The organism is Gilliamella sp. wkB195, from assembly GCF_001690445.1.
GTDB lineage: Bacteria > Pseudomonadota > Gammaproteobacteria > Enterobacterales > Orbaceae > Gilliamella > Gilliamella apicola_E.
On sequence record NZ_LZGP01000011.1, the window covers coordinates 96,687 to 121,374 of the forward strand.

Sequence of the window (24,688 nt, forward strand, 5' to 3'; positions counted from 1 at the left end):
TTTAAGCTAAACTCTCACCATCAAACAATTTATCAAGCTTCTCAATAAACTCTTGTTTTGGTAGATGGTAAAAAACGCCTTTATCCGGAAGCCCACGTAAGAATAGATAGTAAACTCCGCCAAAATAAGTTTCATATCGATAGTCGGGTAAACGACTTCGCAAAAATCGATGCAACGCCAAACAATAAAGTTGATATTGCAATTCATAACGATGCTCACACATTACTTGATTTAATGCTTGCTCAGTATAGGCCTCTATACCATCACCTAACCAATTTGATTTATAGTCAACAATATAATATTTACCTTGATACTCAAACACTAAATCGATAAATCCCTTTAACATGCCTTGTACCGTTTCAAAATCTAAAGGTGGACACTGTTTAGATAAATCATCGTATTGTTTGCATAAACTATCTAGTTGCGAGCTAGTCACGGCATGGCGAATAGGAAAATAGAATTGTAGTTCATTAATGCATTTGCTATTTAAAATACTGGCTAATGTCGAACAATCTTGATGTAGCTTAGTTGTTAATACTTGTTGAAGCCAATCATTTAGTACCCTTAACCAAGGTTCATCTAAACCCAATTTTTTAATCGTAGTTGTACATAATTCATCGGCATTACTTGGCGTTAAATTTTCCATAATGGAATGTAACAATGTACCAACATAAGCACCTTTGGGGAAATGATGAATGTCATATTGCACCTCAGATAATAAAGAAGCATCTGGCGGTACACGACTCTCACTCCAATCACTAGCTAAATTAAAACCATTGTTATGTTTTTGTAACTCGGTATAGCTTGTCACTCGCCAACTATTAGATAATTTACGTTTAAATTCATTAGCAGCCAGTAACATATTAGGAGCTTCTGTGGCAGTATACTGCTCCCCCAATATAGGTAATTGTAGTTCAACCAAATCAGCAAATTTACCAATCGAGCGTAATTGGCCTTTTAATAAATAATCAATTGCTGATTGACTCTTTTTCAATGATGCTAAGCCAACACTACAATGATAGATTGAGCGCGTCATCGCCACATAAAGTAATCGTAGATCTTCAGCTAAACGTTCATCTTCAATTTGTTGTTTGACATCATCGGTTAATAACCAAGCATAAGTGGGTTGATAATCATTATTTTTATCATGATAAAACTGACTATCTGAATTACGAAATTGGGCAGCAAATGGTAACCATACAATAGGAAACTCTAAACCTTTTGATTTATGGATCGTAATAATTTTTACTAAATTTTCATCGCTTTCTAAGCGTTGTTCATGATTTTCTATATTAGAGTCAGGGCTGACAATTTGCCTAGATAACCAACGAACCAAAGCATGTGGGCTATCTAGTTCATCAGCGGCTTCTTGCAGCAATTCGCCTAAATGCATAAAGTTAGTTAATGTACGTTCACCATTTGGGCTAGCTAGGATATTTTCAGCTAACTTACGCTTTTTCATCATCCGCCGCAACATTACTAACACACCATAATATTGCCAAATAATCTGGTACTGTTTGAACTCCTCTATCAACCCTTCCCATTTATCTTGATCATCGATAATTTGCTCCAGCTCGGCCATTGTTTGCCCTAATAGTGTCGTCATTAAAGCTAAACGCAAAGCCGCTTCATTTTCGGGCATTAAAACAGCTTGTAATAGATAAAGAATCTCTTGTGCTTCTTTAGATAGAAATACGCTATTACGATTGGATAAATAAACGCTTTTAACCCCAAAAGCAGCCAATTTTTGTTGGATGATTTCGGCTTCGCGCCCAGTTCGGACTAAAATCGCAATATCAGCAGTGGTGATTGAACGATGCTCATCTTTATCCTTTATCAAAATTGTTGGATCTGTCAACCAAGTCACAATTTGCTTAGCGCAACAGCTAGCAATATGTTCTTGATAATCTGTTTTTGTGGTAACTTCATCAGGTAATAAATAGGCTGTTAACGCATTAACTTCACGTTGATTGATGATCAATCCTTTATGCTGATTTCTTTCAGCACTTTCCATTGGAAAAAAAGAAATATTTTCAAAAATAAAAGGATTATCATGATTGCTAAATAGTGCATTGACTGCATCAACCATAGACGATGAGGAGCGATGATTAACCTGCATAGTAAAATTATTTTCACCGGTTGATAATTTCGCTTTTAAATAAGTAAAAATATCCGCACCACGAAAACTATAAATAGCTTGCTTCGGATCACCAATAAACAGTAAACCGGTTGATTCAGGATAACGATCATAGATACGATCAAAGATTTTATATTGCACAGGATCAGTATCTTGAAATTCATCAATCAAAGCCACGCAATATTTTTGCGCAATACTTTGTGCTAATCGCTTTCCATTTCTAGCTCGTAAGGCGCGATTTAACTGGGTTAATAAATCGTCAAAACTCATCTTACCAAGTTTAACTTTTTGCGCATAAATACCTTTTTGAATGACGCTAACGATATCCATTAAAATTTCGCTACGTAAATCAATAGCACTATTGCATAACCGATCGATCTTTTCAAAAACAACATGAACAGGAGGATCTTTATCTTGCTTAGTTTTTTCAATTAAAATCGATTGGCTAAATTTAGTTAATTCACTAGGTATTTTGAATGATTGGGTGGGTAATTGGGCCCAAGCAGTCACTTTAGCAAACCAATTCGGTAAAAAGCGGTTATTATAAGATTGTTTATTAACTCCTGATCGAGCAATGATTTCAGGAAGATCTGCAACAGAATCTAACCACAGTTTTTTAACTAATTCGATCTGCTCAAGATGTTTTCGATAAAACTGCTCGATCTTTTTAGTAATGTCAAAATTCTCTTCTTGCGATTGATCAAATTCAAAATTTAAATAAGGATTAATATCTGATAATAATGATTTTGGATCTTGCCAATAATCAAGAATTAAATAAACTAACGCTCTATCAAGCGGAACAAAATAGTGACGCCAAAAATCTTGGACAACTTGTAACTTTAGGTCTTGCTCATCAGTAATTAGCGTCTGCTCAAACAGTACCCCAGATTCAAAAGCATGGCTAGTTAAAATGCGTTGACAAAAACCATGGATAGTATAAATCGCTGCATCATCCATTGATTGTTGAGCTTGAGTTAGTCTTTGGATAGCATCATCTGTATCTTCAACTAAATCAATTAGCTGTTGATAGATAGGATCTTCATGACGACCTTGTAAAAGTCCTAAACGCAGTTCTTGGATATTTTGTCTTATTCGCGATCTAAGTTCTTGAGTTGCAGCTTTTGTAAAAGTCACAACTAAAATTTGATTAACCTCGAGCGGTGTAGGATAGTTATTTTTACCAATCCCAAGTAATAACCGGAGATAAATGAATGCGAGCGAATAGGTTTTACCAGTCCCAGCCGACGCTTCGATCAGCGTTCGACCTGTTAACGGTAAATCAAAAAGATTAAGTTTTTTTATTCCACTACATGAAACCATTCTAACTTTCCTGCCGCATTGGATGATAGTTCAACACAAGCAATAGCAGCTGTAGGAAACATTGGTGGTGAAACATCTGGACATAATTCATTAACCAAATAACCAACTAAAGGAAGATGGGAAACAATAATTACATTCTCGATCCCACGAGCGGGAAGTGTCATTAATAAATCGGCAATATGGGAAGGACTTCCACCTGGCACCAAAAAATTATCAGTTTCAACTTTAGGTATGTGGCAGTATGAAGACAATTCAGAGAAAGTTTGTTGTGCTCTTAGATAAGGACTAACTAACCCTAAATCAAATTTGAAATCTTGCTGATTAAGCCATATACCAGCCAAACTGGCTTGTTTTCTACCAAAATCAGTCAATGATCGACTTGCATCAGATGAAGCAGAAAAACCTGCTTCACCATGCCTCATAATACAAATCTTCATAAAACAGGAATTAACGTAATTTTAATTGGAAGATCATACATTCTGCACCACAACAGAAAGTAAATTTAGCTGTCAATTTATAGCCATTTTCTACTTTATCGATGCTGCTATTGATTTCGCAAGGTTCTGTTTCAACATCTTTAGCTGCTTGTGTCAAAGAGGCTAATTTTGCTTTTGCTTCTGATTCAGTTGTGAAAATATTTTCATATTCTGCACTACAATCTTCATTATCAATAATTGTGCCGACATCAACACAACAACAAGCTGGTGTTTCATTAGCTTTACATTTATTTAGAGAATCTGTCATCCTATACCTCTGTTCACCGATTGAATTGGTATTAGTATACTCTGAATAAACACCAAGGGCAAAATGTAAAAAAGCTTTACCACGGCAAAAATTTTTAGCGTATATTAGTTCCTAATTTTTATATTTTTGAATTAATTTGTAATATTATGGAACACTATAATCACATTCGTAAAATGGCTATTTTAGTAGCGGCAACCTTCTTCATGGAAAATCTAGACGCTACGGTGATAACCACAGCAATTCCCGCAATGGCGAAATCATTTTTAACTAATCCACAAGATTTATCTATCGGTATTAGCGCCTATATGTTAGCACTTACAATTGGCCTTCCCGCGAGTGGCTGGATCGCAAATCGATTTACAGCTTATCGTGTCTTCTCGATTTCAATTATATTATTTATGTTGGCATCAATATTGTGTGCTTTATCAACTAACCTAACCATGTTTACTATCGCAAGATTGATTCAAGGTTTAGGGGGATCATTAATGGTGCCAGTAGGTAGAACAGTAGTACTAAGTCGAACTGAAAAACAGCATCTTGTTAGCACAATATCAATTCTCGTTTGGCCAGGTTTAATTGCACCATTGATGGGACCCATTATTGGTGGATTTTTTGCCCAATATCTCACTTGGCATTGGATATTTATCCTCAATATTCCATTAGGCTTTATTGCATTATTTTTCGCTCATCACCTATTACCTAAAGAACTACCTGAAAAACGCTCATTTGATATTGTTGGATTTATCGCTTGTGGCTTAGGCTTATTATTGTTTGTGTATGGACTTGAAATGGTTTCCCACTCAAATAGTCGTTTATGGCTAGCTCTCGGCACTTCCTTTGCAGGTTGCCTAATATTAATCTTCGCCTATTATCATCTCACGCACACACAATACCCATTAATTAGCTTATACGCATTTTCAAAACGCACATTTAGAATGACCTTCTTTGGAGGCTCACTAATACGGATGGGCTTGAACAGCGCTCCATTTATTTTACCACTAATGTTTCAAGTCGGTTTTGGATGGTCACCATTAACAGCTGGTTCCTTATTACTTTCACTATTCGCAGGAAATATCATTTTCAAAACCATTAATACACCTTTAATTCACAAGTTTGGGTTTCGTAAAATTCTAATCGTTAATGGTCTATTATTGTCATTTAGTTTTGTATTGTGTGCGCTCTTCACACCAAAAACACCAATCATTTGGATTATATTGGTTCTATTCTTTTCTGGTGGTACACGTTCGATCCAATTTACTACAATAACAACCTTAAGTTTTTCAGAAATTGAAAAAAACGAAATGCAAAGCGCTAATATTTTATCAACCCTTTTTCAACAACTAAACAACGTGCTAGGCATTGTTTTAAGTGCCTTATTTCTATTTATTGCGTCAAGCTATAATAAACATAATCAGATAATGATTGAAGATTTTCGGTTAGCATTATTTATGGTGGCAGGAATGACTTTATTGGCGATGATTGATTTTATCATGTTACCCAAAAATGCTGGCAACAATTTAAATGAAAAAAAACCTCTGCCATAAGATGCAGAGGTTTAAGATGAATTAAAGTTCTAAAACTTAGGTGCTGATGGGCGACCCCGTTTTTTCGCAAAACCTTTATCCTTAGACTCAGGTTTACTACTTCTACTTCCACGCTTAGCTTCAGATGGTTTACCTGTAACTAAACTCATTTTCATCGGTTGATTTAGCACTCTAACGCGCTCAAAGTGCTTAAGGATATCTTTAGGCATACCTTTTGGTAATTCTACTGTTGAATAAGTCTCGTAAAGTTTGATATTACCAATATAGCGACTACTAATATCAGCTTCATTGGCAATTGCACCAACAATATGGCGCACTTCAACACCGTTTTCTTTACCAATTTCAATACGGTACATATCCATCTCACCAACATCTCGACGCTCACGACGTTTTGGAGACTCACGATTATCGCCTCGTAAACGGCGCTCACCACTTCGACCATCACGATACTCTCTTGTTGGTTTAAAGACCGGATCAGGAGGAAGAATTAACGGACGATCACTTTGTGCTAAACGTAACAGTGCAGTTGCAATCGTTTCAAGATCTGCACCACTATCAGCTTGGATTTGAGTTAATAACGATTGATACTGATCTAAATCCGCACTCTCAAGTTGTTGTTGAACTTGCTGAGTAAATTTAGCCAAACGACGTTTTTCAAGCAATTCTTTAGATGGTAGTGCCACTTCCGGAATGGGTTTCTTGATAGTTTGCTCAATATTTTTTAGCAAACGACGCTCACGACTATCCACAAACAAAATCGCTCGCCCTGCTCGTCCAGCGCGCCCAGTTCGTCCGATACGATGAACATACGATTCAGAATCAAGTGTAATATCATAGTTAATTACTAAGCTAATACGCTCAACATCTAACCCTCGCGCTGCAACATCGGTTGCAATTAAAATATCTAACCGACCATTACGTAAACGATCGAGTGTTTGTTCTCGTAGTTGTTGCGTCATATCACCATTTAAGGCTGCACAACTATAACCGTGTTTTTCTAATACTTCTGCTACTTCTAAAGTTGCAGTTTTAGTACGCACAAAAACAATCGCAGCATCAAAATCTTCAGCTTCTAAGAAGCGCACAATTGCTTCATTCTTACGCATACCGCGTACTAACCAATAGCTTTGATCAATATCAGGAGCCGTTTGATTAGTCCCTTTGATTTGCACTTCTTTTGGATTATGCATAAAACGTTTAGTAATCCGACGAATTGGGGCTGGCATAGTTGCTGAAAACAGCGCCGTTTGATGATCTTCTGGAATTGAAGCCATAATGCTTTCAACATCATCAATAAAGCCCATTCTTAGCATTTCATCAGCTTCATCTAATACTAAACCTTTAAGATTAGAAAGATCTAAAGTCTTACGGTTTAAATGATCTAATAAACGACCAGGCGTCCCCACAACAATTTGAGGGCCTTGTTTTAATGCACGCAATTGCACATCATAACGTTGACCACCATAAAGAGCTAATACTTTAACCCCTTTTACATATTTAGAATACTCAGCACAAGCATCAGCAACTTGAATAGCTAGCTCACGTGTTGGTGCTAAAACCAATAATTGTGGCGCTTTCAAATTAGCATCAATATTCATTAAAAAAGGGATTGAAAAGGCTGCAGTCTTACCACTACCTGTTTGAGCCATACCTAATACATCATTACCCTCTAAGAGTAAGGGAATACATTCAGCTTGGATTGGTGATGGTTTGGTAAAACCAAGATCATTTAATGCATTAAGGATTTCCTCAGATAAACCAAGGTCAATAAAAGATATTTCTTTTGTCATGTAAACTCGCTTATAAATTTGCCTATATACGCTTAATATTTGGTTAGGATTACATTTGATCGTTATTAATCAAGATAATTCATGAGGATTACTGCATACATCACAAATTATGACTATACCAAAATAAAGAAGCCTATATAAATTTATGCCAGCTCACTAAATTGAAAATTTACAACTCACCCCAATAACTAACAACCAATACTTACTCAATCAAATAGCCATTTATTCTAATACAATTGATATTTGAAAAAATACAATTGATAAGAAACATGTAAAGAATCGAGAATATATTTTGGGCAAATCAGAACTACGCTATAACAATATTTTCACTTTTAAACTGGCATGACCCTTGTTACTTTTCGTCAAGTAACTTAATTTCATAGAGCGCCTGTTGATGTTCAACAAAGTTATAAATATTATTTGCTAAAGCATATTTAAATAACATTTTGGCACGCTCACTGTTACCTTTACTTTGGTAATATTTACCTAAATAAAAGTAAGCTTCACAAAGGCGCTCGGCTAATTGCCGATCATTTTCAACACCTTGTTGAAGGTTTTGCATTAATTTAGATTCGCTTATCTTACCTAAATAAAATGCAATGATATTACTGCCATAACTCGATTTATCGTTAATAAGATCGTAACGTTTTTGTAGCTGAGTTAAGGCAGCTTGTTTATCTATTTCTTTTTCAATCAAATAAAGCCATAAAATCCGAATAGGCTCATTGACATCATATTTATAAAATTTTTCTGCATCAAGCTTTGCAGCTTGATAATGCCCTGTACGATACAGAGTTACTGCACGATTGAAATAGGCATAAGCATAAGATGAATCCAGCTCTAATGTTGTATTAAAAGCCATCATCGCATTATCGAAATCACCGTCTCTTAACGCATAAGTACCCAGAAAATTATATACATCTGGAATTTCTGGGTTAAAGCTTAAAAGATGGTTAAAATCGCTTTGTGCAAATGCTTTAAAACCTAATGAATCGTAAATAATTCCTCGTTCAAAAATAAGCTGCATCCTAGATGGGGTATCAAGATCGCGACTTGATAACTGCTGACTAATTTGCGCTATTTTCAATTCATCGTCATAGGTAACTTGCTCAGGAACAACAAGTAACGGCTGAGAATTTGAACAACCTGACAAAATAATGACTGCAAGAATACAGCACAACATCCTCAGGTTGAATAATCTCATTTTTTAACTCCTGGTGAATAATATCTTATTCAGCTGCTGGCTCAACATCAGAATTCGGCTCAACAGCATCTTTCATACTTAAACGAATTCGACCTTGGCGATCAATTTCAAGTACTTTAACATTCACTTCTTGACCTACTTTCAAGTAGTCTGCAACTTTCTCAACACGGTGATCAGCAATTTGAGAAACATGAACAAGTCCCTCTTTACCACCAATAATTGATACAAAAGCACCAAAATCAACAATACGGGTTACCTTACCAGTATAGATTTTACCAATTTCAACATCAGCAACTAAATTATTAATACGTTCGATTGCATCTTTAGCCTTATTGCCATCAGTTGCCGCAATTTTAACTGTACCATCATCAGTAATTTCAATGGTAGTACCAGTCTCTTCAGTTAGTGCACGAATCGTAGCACCACCTTTACCGATAATATCGCGTATTTTATCTGGATTAACATTCATCGTATAGATACGAGGAGCAAATTCAGAAATTTCCTGACGAGGTTTATTAATTGCTTGTTCCATCACCCCTAAAATATGCAAGCGAGCACCTTTAGCTTGATTTAATGCAACTTGCATAATTTCTTTAGTGATACCTTCAATTTTGATATCCATTTGAAGCGCACTCACACCTTCACGGGTACCGGCTACTTTGAAGTCCATATCACCTAGATGATCTTCATCACCTAAAATATCAGATAACACCACAAAGTTATCGCCTTCTTTCACAAGCCCCATTGCGATACCTGCAACAGAAGACTTAATTGGCACACCAGCATCCATAAGCGCTAACGAAGCACCACAAACTGAAGCCATTGAAGAAGAACCATTAGATTCAGTAATCTCTGATACCACACGAACAGTATATGGGAACTCTTCTTTACTTGGCATTACAGCAGCAACACCACGCTTAGCTAAACGACCATGACCAATTTCACGACGTTTTGGCGAACCAACCATGCCAGTTTCACCTACTGAGTATGGAGGGAAGTTGTAGTGTAATAAGAATCGCTCAGTATACTCACCTGTTAACTCATCAATAATCTGAGCGTCACGTTCAGTTCCCAATGTTGCTGTCACTAGTGCTTGAGTTTCACCACGCGTAAATAAAGCACTACCATGCGTTCTTGGTAATACATTGGTACGAATATCAAGCGCACGAATCATATCTTTTTCACGACCATCAATGCGTGGCTCACCAGCAATAACACGTTGACGAACGATTTGACTTTCTAAATCAACAATAATATTGATAACTTCGTTTTCATCAAGCTCTTCGTCTTTCTCTTTAAGTACCGCTAACACTTCTTCTTTAATCAAATCGATTTGTGCATAACGAGCTTGTTTTTCAGTGATACGATAAGCCTCACCTAAACGAGCTTTAGCTAAGTCAGAAACAGCATTAAACAGCTCTTCATTTTTAGCTGGTGCAACCCAATCCCATTTTTCACAGTTCGCTTTCGCTACAAACTCATTAATATTATCAATAACAACTTGTTGTTGATCATGACCAAAAACCACCGCAGCTAACATCTGATCTTCAGTTAACAAATCAGCTTCTGATTCAACCATTAACACGGCACTTTTGGTACCTGCAACAACCAAATCTAAACGGCTTGATGCTAGCTCTTTAACTGATGGATTTAGCACAAACTCATCATTGATAAAACCAACACGTGCTGCACCAATTGGACCATGGAACGGTACGCCAGATAAACAAAGCGCAGCCGATGCACCAATCATCGCCACCAAATCAGGGCTAACATCTGGATTTACAGACACCACAGTTGCAATGATTTGAATCTCATTAACAAAACCTTCTGGGAATAAAGGACGAAGTGGACGGTCAATTAAACGAGCAATTAACGTTTCGCCTTCGCTCGGACGACCTTCTCGTTTAAAGAAACCACCAGGAATACGGCCTGCTGCATAAGTACGTTCTTGATAGTTAACGGTTAAAGGAAAGAAGTCTTGCCCTTCTTTCACTTTCTTATTAGCTACTACAGTCACAAAAACCGCAGTATCGTCCATATTGACCATAACCGCAGCTGTTGCTTGACGCGCCATAATACCCGTTTCTAATGTAACTGTATGACGACCATATTGAAATTTTTGATATGTCGGATTAAACAAAATAAATTCCTCTTGTTATAAATCATGTTGAAGTTTGATATTTCGACAGGAAGCAGCACAATGCTGGAACATATTGATACACACTTCAACCATGTGGGGGATACTCAACAAAAAATTATTTCACTGTCACGACTAATGACAAATCTATAAATTATAGAGCTCTCATTAGTCGCGCGAAACATGAGACATAATCTTCTATTTTTATTAATTTTTCTCTACAAAGCAATTAAACATGCTTTTCGAGCTCAGCATTATAGCAAAGCCCTAAATTTATACAACGAAAAAGAGGCCTAAGCCTCTTTTCAAGTAGATAAATATTAGCGACGTAAACCTAGTTTTTGAATCAATTGGTTATAACGGTCAAAGTCTGTACGACGTAAATAATCTAATAATTTACGTCGGCTAGAAACCATACGTAATAAACCACGACGGCTATGGTGATCTTTCTTATGCTCAGAAAAATGACCTTGTAAATCATTAATACGCGCAGTTAAAAGAGCGACTTGAACTTCAGTTGAACCAGTGTCGTTAGTACCACGACCATATTCAGCAACGATTTTCGCTTTTGCTTCTACAGTTAGAGACATAATAAACCTCTTAAAATAAATAAAAAAATGGAATGACCGATCTCTAATTCAGACATTCCTCGGTATTCATATAATCAATATATGAATTGTGCGCAATTATACTGGAATTTATTGAAATAGCAATTTGATTTAGTAATTTAAAACGCTTATTTAAGTTTAAAACCATATTCTTCTTGGATAAGCTTTTTCAACGCTTCAATATAATTTTGCGCCGACAAACTTAATTGCGCTTTTTGCGAAGTTATCCAACCGATTAAAATCTTCTCATCAACGGCTAAAGGAATAGACAAAATATCCGAACCATTCAAATCAGTACTGAGCACACCAGTACTAATTGTATAACCATTTAACCCATGCAATAAATTAAACAACGTCGCTCTATCACTTACATGAATACTTTTCTTATGATAGACGGTACTTAAAATCTCTTCCGAAAAATAAAAAGAGTTATATTCACCCTGTTCAAAAGAGAGATATGGAAAATCCTCCAAATCTTCAAGCGTCAACGACTTCATAGCAGCTAAAGGATGATGAGTGCTAATAAACACATGAGGATCGGCTTCAAACAAAGGATTAAAAGTAAGACGATGCTCTTTAAGCAGTCGCAAAATAACCTTTTGATTAAAATCGGTCAGATACAAAATACCCACTTCACTACGCAAATTGGCAACATCAGTAATAATGTCGTAAGTCCGCGTTTCACGTAAGGTAAACTCATATTCATCTGTATGATTCTTCTTGATTAAATTAACAAACGCATTAACTGCAAACGCATAATGTTGCGTTGAAATACTGCATAACTGCTTAGAGGGTTCTTTTTTTGAAAAATGTTGCTCCAACAATTGAGCTTGATCTAAAACCTGCTTAGCATACCCCAAAAATTCCACACCATCAGCCGAAAGTGAAACCCCTTTTGATGTTCTTACAAAAATCTCGATACCGAATTCGGCTTCCAAATCCTTAACCGCAGTTGAAAGACTAGGCTGAGTAATATAAAGATTCTTAGCAGCCTCATTAATCGAGCCTGAGCGAGCTATTTCTAAAATGTAACGTAATTGTTGAAGTTTCATGGCATCACTTAATGGATTGTTATAAGCAAATCATTTTGCAATATAAATTTAACTATATATTAAATATAATTATATGTGCAGTAAAAACTATAGCTCAAAAAACCAATTTAACAAAATAGATAGACTAGTTTAATTTAATATAGCACTTTGTTTACAGTATAATTCATTGCTGTTATTCACCTTTGGATCGTCGATAATTATCATACTCATCAATTATCTAGTATCAATATATCTTACCAGTTTCCTATATAGATACCACAATGATAACAAATCACTTCTTCAATTTAGTAACTAAATAAATTTTTACTGAATTTTGTACGATTTATCCCTATGTATATAGGGAACACTCTTATTATAACCAATTGTTTTATAATTAAAATATTAACCTGGATTTTTCTACCAACTTTTTTGTGTTTTTTTATGTCTAAGATAATAATCATAACAACAAAGATATAGTGCTACAGTTTTGTACAAGAAATTTAATAAATATTTATGGTTTAGAAGAAGATAGTTAATATGAAATTATTCAATATCAAATAATTTTTGTAAAAAAGATTGAGGAGTGTATACCGTTTCATTTTTGTAGTCTTTTAACTTCAACTACAAAACAACAACAAGTTTGTTATGAAAATCCTACTTATTAGTATAAAACGGAATAACTAAAAGAAGTTTTCATAGATGAGTTTGATACTCATAATAGTGGAAACGGTAATAAGCATTGGCCTTATCAATTTTCGCCCTTTAGCGATAACCATTTTTGCCCCTAATCTTGCGCCAATAAATTGACCAACAAGCATAACGAGACCAATTGACCATACCACTTCTCCACCAACAATAAAAAAGATTAAGCCCGCTAAGTTAGAAGTAAAATTGAGTACTTTGGTATGTACAGTGGCTTTGGTTAAATTAAAACCGGCAAGGGTGATATAGGCAAGCGCGTAAAATGAGCCAGCTCCGGGCCCAAAAAAACCGTCATAAAATCCGATAGCTAATGCTGGTAATAAGGCGAATTGGATTATGGTTAGGCGACTTTTACGGTCATTTTCCCCAATGGTCGGGGAGAGTAAGAAATAGAGCCCAACACTAATAGTTAAGATCGGTAAGAGTAATTTTAAGAAGTCAGCTTGTATATGCATGACGGATAATGTGCCAAGCGCCGAGCCAATAAAGGCACAGGTAATTGCGAATTTTTGCTGTTTTAAATCAACCATGCGTTCACGAATAAAGTAAAGGCTGGCAGAAAAAGATCCCCCAGTACTTTGTAATTTATTGGTGGCTAAAGCGCTGGCTGGCGGTAAGCCTACCGCCAAAAGTGCCGGTACTGTTAATAGCCCACCGCCACCAGCAATAGAATCAATAAAACCAGCCAACATGGCAATAAAAAAAAGTAAAGCCAGTAATTCGTAACTCATGATTATTTTACATCACTACATTGTGCTCGATGTCGAAGATAATGATCCATTAAAACAATTGCAACCATTGCTTCAGCAATTGGTACTGCTCGGATCCCCACACAAGGATCATGTCGACCATGCGTCGATACTTCAACGCTATCACCATTAACATTAATCGACTGCCCGGCAATTTCAATACTTGGCGTAGGTTTTAAAGCAATACTTGCCAAAATGGTTTGCCCGGAGCTAATACCGCCTAAAATACCGCCAGCATGATTAGATAAAAAACCTTCAGGGGTAATTTCATCACGATTTTCACTTCCGCGTTTGTTGACAGTAGCAAATCCGTCGCCTATTTCAACGCCTTTGACAGCATTGATGCTCATTAGCGCATGGGCAAGATCGGCGTCGAGTTTGTCAAAGACTGGTTCACCTAACCCTACTGGCACATGCTCAGCCACTATACAAACTTTAGCACCGATAGAATCACCCTCTTTTTTTAGTTTTCTTAGTAATTCATCAAGAGCTTCCAATTTGCTTTCATCAGGGCAAAAGAAAGGATTTTGGTCTACTTGTTGCCAATCTTTTAGTTGGCACTCGATATCACCCATTTGAGCTAAATAGCCGCGAATAGTGATACCCAGTTTTTCATGTAAATATTTTTTAGCAATAGCACCTGCAGCAACTCGCATGGCGGTTTCACGAGCTGATGATCGACCACCGCCACGATAATCACGAATTCCGTATTTTTTTTGGTAGGTGTAGTCAGCATGACTAGGTCTGAAGATATCTTTTATTTTGCTATAATCTTGCGAACGTTGGTCAGTATTTTCAATAAGTAATCCAATGCTGGTTCCTGTAGTTACCCCTTCAAATACGCCTGAAAGAATTTTTACTTGATCCGCTTCGCGACGCTGAGTTGTGTAGCGAGATGATCCTGGGCGACGACGATCAAGGTCATGTTGCATATCGGATTCGTTTAAACTCATTCCTGGTGGTACACCATCGACAATGCATCCTAATGCAATGCCATGTGATTCACCAAAGGTAGTGACTTTAAATAATTTACCAATTGAATTTCCTGCCATAGTTCTCTATTCCGATTTTTTTATATTTAATTTATTTAAAATAGTGTTGATAAGATTTTAGGTCATTATAGTTCAGTGAAAATACACCAAGTCCACCATGTTCAAAAGTTATCCAGTTAAATGGTACGTCTGGATACTGTTCTTGTAAAGATACCCAGCTGTTGCCGACTTCACAAATTAATAAGCCTTCTGGTGTTAAATAGTTACTTGCATCATGTAAAATTCTTTTCACTAAATCTAACCCATCAAACCCAGCTTCAAGCGCCAATTTTGGTTCATATAAAAATTCATCTGGAAGATCATTCATGTCTTCATCATCGACATAAGGCGGATTAGTGACGATTAAGTCATATTTGTTATCAGGTAATCCATTAAATAGATCAGATAGAATTGGGGTGACTTGATATTGCATATCGTGCATTTCAATATTGGTTTGAGCAACATCAAGAGCTTCAAGTGAGATATCGGTAATATCAACTTGCGCCTCAGGGAAGGCATAAGCACAGGCAATCCCAATACAGCCACTACCGGTACAAAGATCTAAGATTTTCTTTGGTTGACTAATAATTAAGTCTTTAAATTGATTGTTAATCAATTCGCCTATCGGAGAGCGAGGTATTAATACTCTTTCATCAACATAAAAGCAGTGACCACAAAACCATGCTTGATTGGTTAAGTAAGGTGTTGGTAAGCGATCAGTAATTCGCTTATTGATGATCGCATTTAATTGTTGTTTTTCATCGCTAGTTAGATTTGATGCATAAAACTCAGGGGGAATAAATAATGATAAGCCTAACGTTGCTAAGATAAGTTGTTTAGCTTCATCTATAGGATTATCTGTTCCATGCCCTAGAAAGATATCTGATTGACTAAGTTGTGACGTGGTCCAGCGTATATAATCCTGAACGGTGCGTAAATTTTCCATATTAACTCCGGAAGATCAAGGAGAAGATGAGGTTACTCGTCAGGTCATTAACCTTGTGCGAATATGTCACCAGTAATGAGATAGAACCTCTGGGTTCTTTGCTGCAATGACTAAATAAATTTTAATGGCGGTGAGGAAGGGATTCGAACCCTTGATACGTTGCCGTATACACACTTTCCAGGCGTGCTCCTTCAACCACTCGGACACCTCACCTTAATTTAGCACCCGCTTTAAAAAAGCAGGGTGCATACTATAATTATCTGGACCAAATTAATCAAGTCTTAATTCATGCAAACAACAACGCCAAAAGCTGCAATAATGGATAAAATTAATACGGTTGCAACTAAAGCATATTTTAAGTCAGTACACATAGTCTTTTCTCCTTACTTTCGTTTTAACACTATTCAATTGGTTTATCTAAAGATAAAAATCCACCTAAGTTTTTGCTTTCTTCAATACTTGGATAATTAGGTATTAAGTCAAACAAGATCTCTACCGATTCATCTAAGAATGGATCTGGCTGTTTATAATCTTTAGGAAGTTCCTTTAAATTTTTAATAGGTGCTAGACCTGCACGGTTTAAGCGTTCATTCATACGCTTAAGGTCTCGCTCTTCTTTAGTTTTTTGCTCTGTTTCACGTTCATTTTTATTTAATGAGACAGTGAGATTGTCATTTTTTTTGCTATTAAATTCTTTAATGTCTTCTTCGATATAGTTGAATTCTGGGTTTTTAGCAATTCGAGCTTCATGTTGCGATTTTAAGTTTGCTAATAGTGGTTTGATGTTTGCTACAGTTAAATAGTCTGCAGAAGGAATTTTATCCCATGGCATAGCATTATCTAAGAATCGTTCACCAGTTTCATCAACATATTGGCTTTTGGTCATTTCAATATCAGGATCAACACCCTTTAATTGGGTACTGCCACCATTAATACGATAGAATTTTTGGACAGTATATTGAGCACCACCAAGTTCAGGCCAGCTTGGGTGTAAACGGGCATCAACTGGGTATGAGATACCTCGTGAAGTTTGTACTGTTCCCTTGCCATAGGTGGTTTCACCAACAATTACTGCCCGACCATAATCTTGCATTGCTGCTGAGAAAATTTCTGATGCTGAAGCACTATAACGGTTAATCATCACAACAATTGGACCACTGTAGTCAATACCTTTATTTTTGTCATCATAAGTCGTGATTTTTTGAAGATTATCACGCACTTGTACGACTGGACCATTGTCAATAAATAAACCTGTTAACTCAATAACTTCAGCTAAGGAACCACCACCATTATTGCGCAAATCAATAACTAGACCTTGTAATTTTTCGCTGTTAGCTTCCATTAATAATGATTGAACCTTTTTGCTTAACCCAATATAAAAGCTTGGTATTTCAATAATACCGACTTTGCCTCGGCTATTATTGATAACTTTTAATTTTGCTTCTCGATCTTCAAAATGAATTTTGTCACGTTTAAGTTCAATGATTTTAGGTTTGCTGTTGTTGCCCGCTGGTAAAATTTCTAATTTTACTATGGTGTTTTTAGGACCGCGTATTTTGTCAACAATATCCTCTAATCGCCAACCGATTACATCTTCTATAGGAGAATTGCTTTGCCCTACCCCGATAATTTTATCGCCAACTGTTAATAATTTACTTTTTTCGGCTGGACCGCCTGTTACAAATGACATGATTACGGTATAATCATCTTGTTGACTAAGTGTGGCACCGATTCCTTCGAAAGATAAACTCATTTCAGAATCAAAATCCCGTTTTTTACGCGGCGCTAAATAGCTAGTATGAGGGTCAATTTCGCGTGCAAATGCATTCATAAAGACTTGGAAACAATCTTCATTATTAGATTGTTCAATAGTTTTTAATACGCGTTTATATCGTTTAGTTAATACTTCACGAATCTGAGTCTCGTTTTTACCCGTTAATGCTAAATTTAGCTCGTCATATTTAACGCGTTTTTCCCAATAGTCATCAAGTTCTTTTTCATTAGTTGCCCATGCTAGGTCTTCACGCTTAAAATTAATTTCGTCTTTAGCGCTAAAGTCCATTGGACGTTGCAATACTTCAAGCGCATATTGATATCGGTTGTAGCGTTTTTGTAAAAAAAGGTTGTAGATATCGTAAGCTGTTTTTAGATCGCCATCTCTTAATTCTTGACCTAATTGTTCTTGGTAATTACGGAATTTGTTTACATCATCTTGAAGAAAGATAGTTTTATTACCATCTAATAATTTGAAATAGCGATCGAAAATTTTAGCTGAAAATGCACCATCTAAGGAAAAATCACGATAATGTGATTGAGTAAAGAAATTAGTTACTCGTTTGGCGACGACTTGATGAACTTCATCTTGTTTTAAAACTGGAATTTGTTCCGTTGCAGGAGCTTTGGCCTGAGCCGTTGTACTAATAATACATATAATGAGACCGAATTTAACAAAACCTTTCAGTAACTTATTCATATAAATTCTCTATCGATTAATAATATGCTCAGGTTTGACTGTTAGTTCCATTCCTGTTCCTACTTTGACTTTGATGTGCTCTTTTTCAATAGTAATGATCTGTCCTTTAACTGGTTTTTGACCAACATTGACTCGAACAAAATCACCAATTTTCAAAGCTCTAGGTTTTCGAGAAGGTTTAGGGGCTGCTTTACGTTTTTGTTTTGCCCTTTCCTTAGCTTGCTCCTTGCTTTCTTTTAATTGTTGCTGAGCATGTTCCATTTGTTCTTTGGTAATAACTTCAGTTGGGTTACCATCTAAGTCAACGCGATTTGCACCTTCCTTTATGCAATATAGATAGCGCCAACCCATGGTGTAGGCTCTAAGTGCAATGCGAAGTTTGGTTTTGCTCAATAATTCACTATTTTCTAGGCGAGAGATAATATCTTGAAAGATGCCAATTTTTAAAGGCTTTGCTTCCCCTTCAATAGTAAAACAATTAGGAAACTGCTGGTTTAAATAATTAATAATCTCTTTAGTATTTGTTAATTGAAACTGATTTTCCATTGATTATTCCATTGCTACTAAAAATTTTCTGACGATAAAGTATATCTCAGCTTGTACAATAACACTAATTATCTTTTTTGTGTTTGTTAATAAAAGAAACAAAATCTTTGATACCATTTCGCATTATCCATGAACTGACAATCGTTTGTTCTTCTGCAGATAATTGTTCAAATGCTGTCATCCACAGTTGTAGTGGATTAATTGGCGAAACAACATAAGTTGCACTCTCTTCCTCAAGATACAAAGCTTTTTTAACTTCTATTGACAAGCTGCTAATGTGATACTCAATAGCTTTACCACGAACGCCTGAACGTTTACGAGAAGTCCAGTTTTCAGATCTTGCTTTACGATTTATACCTTGTGTTGTTGATGGCATCCCTGCAATACTTAATAGTTCTTTTGGTGAGAACCACTCTTTCATTCTAATAATCCTATTTTTAAGAAACAAGAAAAAGTTATAGAAATTAAAGAAACTTTGTTACAATACTAAGAAACTACCTACCATTGTTATTTAAAGTTAAATTATAAACTTACTGGTTTTGATAACTAGAAAGCATAACATAGATATTTAAGGTTATAAACTAAGAAGGAAGAAAAAAATGGAGATTAAATCTAATGATTGGCATAAAGCAGACATTATTGCCGCATTAAAAAAGAAAGGGACAACTCTCGCTGAACTATCTCGTCAATCCGGACTAAGTTCTTCAACACTTAGCAATGCGCTTGTTAGACCTTGGACAAAAGGAGAGTCAATTATCGCTAAAGCACTCAATTTAAAACCCTCGCAAATTTGGCCAAGCCGTTATATAAATTCAATGACAAGACAGCCAATTAAGCGAGTTTTGAGAAAAAGTTCAGATAATACATCTTCAAATCATTAACTGACAACAATCTAATTAACACTTTTTTACAAACATATGGAAACATATAGAAACGCTTGTTTTCATGTGTTCGTTTTTGCTTTATTCTTTTATCAATTCAATTCATCTATTTTCTTTATTTAAACTAACTTGATTATTTTCATCAATATTAATCCTATGCTATGATTAGCCATCTTTTGATATAAATCATAGTTTAATAGGCAATTATTATGAAAAATCTTAGTAAAATTTTGGTGCTTTTATTTTCAGTATTAGCATTATCCGCATGTTCACAAAAAAATTATTTAGAACAAGGTACCCCACTAAGTCATGAGAAAGTGGATAAAATTGTTGAAGGCTCAACCACTGAGGCACAACTGCTGCATATTTTTGGTCAACCAGCAAGTAAGGTTAGCATTAATGCTAACGAATCAAAATGGACTTATACATATCTTAAAAAAAGTTCAACCAAAAATGCAATTTTTGGGGAAACTCAATACGACATTCTTGAAGGTACGTTAGAAGTAGTGGTAAACCAAGGTGTTGTAACTTGGTTTAACTATTCGCAAAACAATAAACAGAAGAAGTGGTAATTATCATTTGATTATTAAGCACATCAATTAGATGTGCTTTTTTATCTATTTGCTTAATGATTGTTCTTACCGTTAAATCCCCTTATTCTCAGATTTTAATTTCATATTTTGTTTAGATTCCATTCATATACTTTATTCCGCTCTGGACAAAAGTCTTTATTACGTTATACTCATTTGCGAAATTAACCAGACAATCGCTGCTTTGTTGTAGTCCCTTGTAAAAGGGAGACAAACAGAGGGGAGGAAAGTCCGGGCTCCATAGGGCAGAGTGCCAGGTAACGCCTGGGGGTGTTGGCGAGAGCGAACATTCACGACTAGTGCAACAGAGAGTATACCGCCGATGGCTTAGCAATAAGATCAGGTAAGGGTGAAAGGGTGCGGTAAGAGCGCACCGCGCAGCTGGTAACAGTTGTGGCACGGTAAACTCCACTCGGAGCAAGGTCAAATAGGGATTCATTGGCGCGGCCCGCGTTGAATCCGGGTAGACTGCTTGAGCTAATGCGTGAGTATTAGCCTAGAGGAATGATTGTCCACGACAGAACCCGGCTTATCGGTTAATTTCACCTTTTTATTCTTTACGGTTTTGCTTTGCTTGTTTTTTATTACTCAACCAACGCTTTACTGCTAACCAAATCGAAAATACTAATCCTAATACCAATAAAAATACTGGTATTAACATTAATAAAGACATAATCTGTTTTTCGTATGTTTTAAAAATTGGTGATAAACCAAATAAATAGCCTAATGTAACAATCAAAAATATCCATAATGTTGCACTTACCCAATTGTAGATGTGAAATTTACGGCTATGCAAACCTGATAACCCCGCCATCATTGGTAATAATGTGCGAACAAATGCAATAAATCGTCCAATAAATAGTGCTTGTAAGCCATATTTGTGGAATAATACCTCTGATTTATGGTGATATTTTTCTGGCAAATGTGCCATCCAATTCTGTACAGTTTTGGTATTACCCAACCACCGGCCTTGTGCATAACCGAGCCATGTGCCGAAGGCAGCACCAGCAATTAGAATTAAGTTTATAAGACCAAAATGAAAAACATCAAGACTTATCAATACGCCAGTTAGAAACAGTAAACTATCACCCGGTAAAAAAGCAGCGGGTAATACACCGTTTTCTAATAGAATGATGACAAATAGCATTCCATATAATATCCATAACACATCTGGGTTTGAGAGTGTTTTTATATCCATATGAACAAATGCTTGATATAGTGTAATGATTGTATCCATTTAGCTTATTTTCTCATTAATGTATTATTATTAGTGGTTAATAGTACCACCTACGGTTAAATTATTCACTTTTAAAGTCGGTTGACCAACTCCAACAGGAACGCTTTGCCCTGCTTTACCACAAACACCAACACCTGGATCAAGTTCGAGATCATTGCCTACCATTGAAATCTGTTGCATCGTTTCAATACCTGATCCAATAAGCGTTGCACCTGTGACCGCTGTAGTAATTTTACCTTTTTCAATTAAATAGGCTTCTGAAGTTGAGAAGACAAATTTTCCTGAAGTTATATCGACTTGCCCACCTGCAAAATTAGGTGCATATAGTCCATAATCTACACTTTGGATTATTTCATCAAAACTCGATGTTCCCGCTAGCATGTAGGTATTGGTCATTCTAGGCATTGGTAAACAGGCGTACCCTTCACGGCGACCATTGCCAGTCGAATGGCAATTCATTAATTTTGCGTTTAGCTTATCAAACATGTAGCCTTTTAAAACACCGTTTTCGATTAATACCGTTTTTTGACTTGGCGTACCTTCATCATCAATAGAGAGTGAACCGCGACGATTTTCAATGGTTCCATCATCAACGATAGTACAAAGCTCTGAGGTAACTTGTTCGCCAATTTTTCCTGAAAACACAGAACTATTTTTACGATTAAAGTCTCCCTCTAACCCGTGTCCTACTGCTTCGTGAAGTAACACACCTGGCCAACCTGCACCTAAAACAACTGGCATGGTGCCTGCTGGAGCCGGTTTGGCTGAGAGCAAAACTAAAGCTTGACGCACTGCTTCTCGGGTATAACTATCTACATGACTTTCACCTGTTTTCGCGTTAGTCGTTAAAAAATAGTCATAACTAAATCGACCACCACCGCCACTACTCCCTCGTTCACGTTTACCATCTTGTTCGACAAGAACGGATACTGATAAGCGAACTAAAGGCCTAACATCTGCACATAAGGTACCATCAGTGCCAGCGATTAAAATGTCTTCATAACTACCAATTAAGCTTGCTGAAACTTCAATGACTCTTGGATCAATTGAACGTGCTAACTTATCAACTTGGTGTAATAAGGCAATTTTTTGCTCTTGAGAAAAGCTATTTATCGGATTAAGCGATGGATACTTGATGATATTGTTAGCCGTTTTAAATGGAGTAACCATAATGGGTGTTTGATTTTTAGTAATAGAGTTTGCGGCTAATACACTTTGCTCTAATCGAGCTAAAGAAAGCTGATCAGTATAGGCAAATCCTGTTTTTTCACCAATAATCGCTCTAACACCAACACCTTGATCGCGATGAAAAGAGGCATTTTTAATAATGCTATCTTCAAGAGACCAACTTTCGTAATAACCAGATAAAAAATATAAATCACCAAAATCAATTTGCCTTGAACTAAGCATATCAAGCAAATTTACTATATCTTGCTGATTTAAGTTATTTGGATTGAGTAACCGTTCACTCACTTGGGCTACGTTCATAAATTCCTTAATCTAATGATTATCAATATAAAAACTGTAAAATTTATTATTACATAAGTACTACATCATATTGTTCTTGAATATAAAGTGGTTCAACTTTTACTTCAACACGTTTGCCAACAAACACTTCAACTTCTGCTAGCGCATGTGATTCATCCGTCGTTAATGCATTAGCCACTGCAGCTGAGGCATAAACCAAAAAGTATTCAGAGCGGTGAGCTTTGTATATACGAACAATTTCACGGAGTATTTCATTACAAACCGTTTCTACTGATTTAACAATCCCTCGACCTTTACATGCAGGACACTCTTCACAAAGTATATGACCAATACTTTCTCGAGTCCGCTTACGTGTCATTTCAACTAACCCCAAACCAGAGAAAGTGTTCACGGATGTTCGTGCTCGGTCTTTGGCTAAAAAGTCTTGTAAAGATAGTAACACTCGTTCACGGTGAATATCTTCTTGCATATCAATAAAATCGATAATGATAATACCGCCTAAATTGCGTAATCGTAATTGACGCGCAATCGCAATGGTTGCTTCGATATTGGTGTTGAAAATAGTTTCTTCTAAATTACGATGACCTACAAATGCACCAGTATTAATATCAATGGTCGTCATAGCTTCGGTTTGATCAATAATTAAATAACCACCCGATTTTAATTTGACTTTACGGTCTAACGCTCGTTGAATTTCGTTTTCAATATCATACAGATCGAAAATAGGGATATTACCGCGATAATGGGTTAATTTGTTGGTAACTTCTGGCATAAATTCCTGTGTAAACTCAACCAACAAATCATAAGTAAGTTTAGAGTCAACCAAAATTCGTTCAATTGGGTCGCCAACAAAATCCCGTAATACTCGCTGAGATAAAGCAAGCTCACCATAGACTAAATATTTGCTGATTGGACGCGCCATTCGTTCTTGAATTTTTGCCCATAAACGTTTTAAAAAATTGGCATCTTGTTCAAGTTCGTGAGCATTTGCTCCTTCGGCAGCAGTTCTAACAATAAAACCACTTTCATCGGTAACATATTGTTCAACAATTTTTTTTAGCCTTTCACGCTCTTCTTCCGATTCAATTCGTTGCGATGTCGCTACATGAGCAGAGTTTGGACCAGGCATTAAAACTAAATAACGCGAAGGTAAAGTTATATCTGTAGTAAGTCTGGCACCTTTAGTCCCCAAAGGATCTTTAACAACTTGTACCATTAAATCTTGGCCTTGACGTACCAATTCAGAAATATCTTTAACTTGAAACTGTTCTTGTTCACTGTCCGATACGCATTCGGTATGCGGCATGATATCCGAAGCGTGCAAAAAAGCAGCTTTTTCAAGACCGATATCAACAAACGCAGCTTGCATACCCGGTAAAATACGAATGATTTTGCCTTTATAGATATTACCGACAATACCACGACGTGATTCACGATCTACGTGGATTTCTTGTAATATCCCATCTTCAATATATGCCACCCGAGTTTCTGATGGCGTTACGTTCATTAATAATTCGACAGACATAATGA

The 24,688-nt window shown here is 36.3% G+C and carries 21 protein-coding genes, 1 tRNA gene and 1 other RNA gene; 4 read left to right on the top strand and 19 right to left on the bottom strand.

Annotation, left to right across the window (positions count from 1 at the left end; translation table 11 throughout):
- Position 1 precedes the first annotated feature (1 nt).
- The 3 genes from recB to A9G08_RS02645 are packed head-to-tail and all read right to left on the bottom strand — an operon-like array spanning position 2 to position 4,201.
- A complete protein-coding gene (gene recB, locus A9G08_RS02635; RefSeq protein WP_065562194.1) occupies positions 2-3,457 on the bottom strand; it encodes an exodeoxyribonuclease V subunit beta in 3,456 nt (1,151 codons plus the stop codon).
- Positions 3,436-3,879 carry a phosphohistidine phosphatase SixA gene (gene sixA / locus A9G08_RS02640; RefSeq protein ID WP_218058379.1) on the bottom strand — a complete coding sequence of 148 codons (444 nt, stop codon included), beginning with the start codon at positions 3,877-3,879 and terminating at the stop codon, positions 3,436-3,438. The genes recB and sixA overlap by 22 nt, the downstream gene beginning before the upstream one ends.
- 25 nt (positions 3,880-3,904) lie before the next feature.
- The gene (locus A9G08_RS02645) at positions 3,905-4,201 is read right to left on the bottom strand and encodes a YfcZ/YiiS family protein (protein WP_065562196.1); all 297 of its coding nucleotides are present in this window, start codon (positions 4,199-4,201) and stop codon (positions 3,905-3,907) included.
- A 146-nt stretch (positions 4,202-4,347) separates the two neighbouring features.
- Here A9G08_RS02645 and A9G08_RS02650 point away from each other — a divergent pair, with 146 nt between their 5' ends.
- Positions 4,348-5,745: an MFS transporter gene (locus A9G08_RS02650; protein WP_065562197.1), complete on the top strand. Its 1,398-nt coding sequence runs from the start codon at positions 4,348-4,350 to the stop codon at positions 5,743-5,745.
- Positions 5,746-5,774: 29 nt separating this feature from the next.
- Here the strand turns inward: A9G08_RS02650 and A9G08_RS02655 are convergent, their stop codons facing one another.
- The 13 genes from A9G08_RS02655 to A9G08_RS02710 all read right to left on the bottom strand — a co-directional run bounded on the left by A9G08_RS02655 (position 5,775) and on the right by A9G08_RS02710 (position 19,383).
- On the bottom strand, positions 5,775-7,535 hold the full coding sequence (locus A9G08_RS02655) for a DEAD/DEAH family ATP-dependent RNA helicase (protein ID WP_081299458.1): 1,761 nt from the start codon (positions 7,533-7,535) through the stop codon (positions 5,775-5,777).
- A 352-nt stretch (positions 7,536-7,887) separates the two neighbouring features.
- Entirely contained in the window at positions 7,888-8,739 is an 852-nt protein-coding gene (nlpI, locus tag A9G08_RS02660) for a lipoprotein NlpI (protein ID WP_065562198.1), read from the bottom strand.
- A gap of 25 nt (positions 8,740-8,764) precedes the next feature.
- Entirely contained in the window at positions 8,765-10,879 is a 2,115-nt protein-coding gene (gene pnp, locus A9G08_RS02665; protein WP_065562199.1) for a polyribonucleotide nucleotidyltransferase, read from the bottom strand.
- A gap of 317 nt (positions 10,880-11,196) precedes the next feature.
- On the bottom strand, positions 11,197-11,466 hold the full coding sequence (gene rpsO / locus A9G08_RS02670) for a 30S ribosomal protein S15 (protein WP_065562200.1): 270 nt from the start codon (positions 11,464-11,466) through the stop codon (positions 11,197-11,199).
- 146 nt (positions 11,467-11,612) lie between these two features.
- The gene (locus A9G08_RS02675) at positions 11,613-12,536 is read right to left on the bottom strand and encodes a LysR family transcriptional regulator (RefSeq protein ID WP_065562201.1); all 924 of its coding nucleotides are present in this window, start codon (positions 12,534-12,536) and stop codon (positions 11,613-11,615) included.
- 659 nt (positions 12,537-13,195) lie between these two features.
- Entirely contained in the window at positions 13,196-13,948 is a 753-nt protein-coding gene (locus A9G08_RS02680) for a TSUP family transporter (RefSeq protein WP_065562202.1), read from the bottom strand.
- A 2-nt stretch (positions 13,949-13,950) separates the two neighbouring features.
- Positions 13,951-15,018 carry a chorismate synthase gene (gene aroC, locus A9G08_RS02685; protein ID WP_065562203.1) on the bottom strand — a complete coding sequence of 356 codons (1,068 nt, stop codon included), beginning with the start codon at positions 15,016-15,018 and terminating at the stop codon, positions 13,951-13,953.
- A gap of 31 nt (positions 15,019-15,049) precedes the next feature.
- Positions 15,050-15,943 (bottom strand): 50S ribosomal protein L3 N(5)-glutamine methyltransferase, encoded by an 894-nt coding sequence (gene prmB, locus A9G08_RS02690; RefSeq protein WP_065562204.1) that lies wholly within the window; start codon positions 15,941-15,943, stop codon positions 15,050-15,052.
- Positions 15,944-16,068: 125 nt separating this feature from the next.
- Positions 16,069-16,156 (bottom strand) — tRNA-Ser (locus A9G08_RS02695).
- Between the two features lie 68 nt (positions 16,157-16,224).
- Positions 16,225-16,314 carry a cytochrome bd-I oxidase subunit CydH gene (gene cydH, locus A9G08_RS11580; protein ID WP_141673908.1) on the bottom strand — a complete coding sequence of 30 codons (90 nt, stop codon included), beginning with the start codon at positions 16,312-16,314 and terminating at the stop codon, positions 16,225-16,227.
- A gap of 29 nt (positions 16,315-16,343) precedes the next feature.
- The gene (gene prc, locus A9G08_RS02700) at positions 16,344-18,416 is read right to left on the bottom strand and encodes a carboxy terminal-processing peptidase (protein ID WP_065562205.1); all 2,073 of its coding nucleotides are present in this window, start codon (positions 18,414-18,416) and stop codon (positions 16,344-16,346) included.
- Positions 18,417-18,425: 9 nt separating this feature from the next.
- Positions 18,426-18,962 carry an RNA chaperone ProQ gene (gene proQ, locus A9G08_RS02705; RefSeq protein WP_065562206.1) on the bottom strand — a complete coding sequence of 179 codons (537 nt, stop codon included), beginning with the start codon at positions 18,960-18,962 and terminating at the stop codon, positions 18,426-18,428.
- A 64-nt stretch (positions 18,963-19,026) separates the two neighbouring features.
- Positions 19,027-19,383 carry a DNA-binding protein gene (locus A9G08_RS02710; RefSeq protein ID WP_065562207.1) on the bottom strand — a complete coding sequence of 119 codons (357 nt, stop codon included), beginning with the start codon at positions 19,381-19,383 and terminating at the stop codon, positions 19,027-19,029.
- Between the two features lie 178 nt (positions 19,384-19,561).
- Here A9G08_RS02710 and A9G08_RS02715 point away from each other — a divergent pair, with 178 nt between their 5' ends.
- From A9G08_RS02715 to rnpB, 3 genes are all read left to right on the top strand, one after another.
- Entirely contained in the window at positions 19,562-19,843 is a 282-nt protein-coding gene (locus A9G08_RS02715) for a helix-turn-helix domain-containing protein (protein WP_065562208.1), read from the top strand.
- Between the two features lie 209 nt (positions 19,844-20,052).
- Positions 20,053-20,415 (top strand): outer membrane protein assembly factor BamE domain-containing protein, encoded by a 363-nt coding sequence (bamE, locus tag A9G08_RS02720; RefSeq protein ID WP_065562209.1) that lies wholly within the window; start codon positions 20,053-20,055, stop codon positions 20,413-20,415.
- Between the two features lie 178 nt (positions 20,416-20,593).
- An RNA gene (rnpB, locus tag A9G08_RS02725) (RNase P RNA component class A) lies at positions 20,594-20,981 on the top strand.
- Between the two features lie 2 nt (positions 20,982-20,983).
- On the opposite strand, the gene A9G08_RS02730 is transcribed toward rnpB, so the two are convergent.
- The 3 genes from A9G08_RS02730 to rng are packed head-to-tail and all read right to left on the bottom strand — an operon-like array spanning position 20,984 to position 24,683.
- Positions 20,984-21,670, bottom strand: a complete 687-nt coding sequence (locus A9G08_RS02730; protein WP_065562210.1) for a DedA family protein — start codon at positions 21,668-21,670, stop codon at positions 20,984-20,986.
- Positions 21,671-21,700: 30 nt separating this feature from the next.
- Positions 21,701-23,158: a metalloprotease TldD gene (gene tldD / locus A9G08_RS02735; protein WP_065562211.1), complete on the bottom strand. Its 1,458-nt coding sequence runs from the start codon at positions 23,156-23,158 to the stop codon at positions 21,701-21,703.
- 49 nt (positions 23,159-23,207) lie between these two features.
- Positions 23,208-24,683 (bottom strand): ribonuclease G, encoded by a 1,476-nt coding sequence (rng, locus tag A9G08_RS02740; protein ID WP_065562212.1) that lies wholly within the window; start codon positions 24,681-24,683, stop codon positions 23,208-23,210.
- Positions 24,684-24,688: the final 5 nt, after the last annotated feature.